This window comes from Staphylococcus pasteuri (assembly GCF_030547725.1).
GTDB classification, from domain to species: domain Bacteria; phylum Bacillota; class Bacilli; order Staphylococcales; family Staphylococcaceae; genus Staphylococcus; species Staphylococcus pasteuri.
On the sequence record NZ_JAUOQO010000023.1, the window covers coordinates 1 to 1,937 of the forward strand.

The window sequence follows — 1,937 nt, forward strand, 5'->3', positions numbered from 1 at the left end:
GAGTCCGGGACATAAAGTTCTTGGATAAGTGAAAAAAAGACAATTTCTATTGAAATAATATAGAAATTGTCTTTTTTATAAATTTTTTGATTATTTTCAGCTCGTTGAGCTACTACTTTTCTTATATTAAGTGCCATTAATACAAAACCAAGTTCTCTTTTGACTTTATTGAGTCCTCGGACAGACATCCGAGTGAAACCCAAAATAGCCTTCATAAATCCAAAAACAGGTTCCACATCAATTTTTCTTTGACTGTAGATATTTTTTGTTTCTGGTTCTGAAAGCTTTTTGTTAATTTGGGATTTAAAATATTCCCAGTTATAATTCTTCATTATTTTTTTGTTTGTTTTTGAATTGAAGTTCATACATTGATTTTTCAGAGGACATTCTGAACAATCATCACATTCATATAATTTGAAGTCTCGCTTATAACCATACTTATCATGACGATAGGCATATCTTTTAAAACCTAGCCGTTTATTATTCGGACAAATGAATTCGTCATTAATTTCGTCATAGTTCCAATTTTGAGTATTAAAGATGTCACTTTTATATTTTTTAGTTTTATCTTTTATAAACATTCCATATGTTATGAGTGGCGTTCGATTAAAGTCATCTATAATTGCCTTATAATTTGATTCACTACCATAACCTGCATCAGCTACAATATATTCAGGTAAATGACCGTAGGTCTCTTGAATTGAATTTAAAAATGGAATCATCGTTCTAGTATCCGTTGGATTTTGATACACATTATAAGATAAAACAAATTGGGAATTTGTCGCTATTTGTAAATTATACCCTGGCTTAAGTTGTCCATTTTTCATGTGATCTTCTTTCATTCTCATAAATGTCGCATCATGATCTGTCTTAGAATAACTATTTCTATCCTTTAAAATAGATTTTTGAAATTCGTATCGATACTTTCGCTCAAAATAATCATTGATTTGCTTTTTGTATTTTTTGATTTTAGTTCTTTTGAGACGTATTTGTTTTCTTGTTTTAGTACATTTTTCATTGTTGATATGTTGGTTTAAATCTTCGATTTCTTTATCTAAGTGACTACCAATCAAATCTATTTCTTCTTTTGTTAATTCATTATCATGATCTTTTTTAATTTCCGGTATGATTTTATTGGTTACCAATTCATGGTAGAGGGCTTTAGAATCCTCATTCATCTTTGATTCATGGTTTTGAATACTCTTTTTCCATACAAATGTATATCGATTGGCATTTGCTTCAATTTTTGTACCATCAATAAAAATAGCTTTATCATCTATAAGATTTTGTTTTACACACTGACTGTAAAATTGAATAAATAAAGATTCTAATAAAGCATCTACTTTTGGATTTACTCTAAATCGATTAATTGTTTTATAAGAAGGTTTTTGATTTTGTGATAGCCACATCATTCGGATGCTATCATTAAGCATTTTTTCTATTTTACGACCTGAGAATACAGATTGTGTGTAGGCATATAGAATCACTTTTAACATCATTTTAGGATGGTACGAAGTTGCACCACGGTGATGTCTGAATTCGTCGAATTCATTGTCAGGAATTGTTTCAACAATATCATTTACATGTCGTGAAATATCATTTGTGGGGATAAGAACTGAAGTTTCCATTGGTAGAGTAAGTTGAGTCATGTTATAATTTTTATACATAAGGCACCTCGTTAATTTAGTTTAGTGATGTTTATTAAATTATACGAAAGTGCTTTATTTTTTTAAAGTATTACAATGTAAAATTACATATAAATACAAAGTATTTTGGCGAGACTCTTGAGGGAACAGGACAAGCTGAAGACTACAGGCTGAAGCTGTCCCCTAAGAAAGCGAGCCAACAATACGGAGTATTGTAAATAAAGAAGCCAGTAAATGAATTTGTTAAAACTCATTTACTGGCTATTTCTCTAGGGTTTATGTCCCAGACTC

The 1,937-nt window shown here is 29.9% G+C and carries 1 pseudogene; it reads right to left on the reverse strand.

What is annotated here, in order from left to right:
• Nucleotides 1–1,667 (reverse strand): annotated as a pseudogene (locus Q4528_RS12575) (IS1182 family transposase); the annotation flags it as partial.
• Nucleotides 1,668–1,937: the final 270 nt, after the last annotated feature.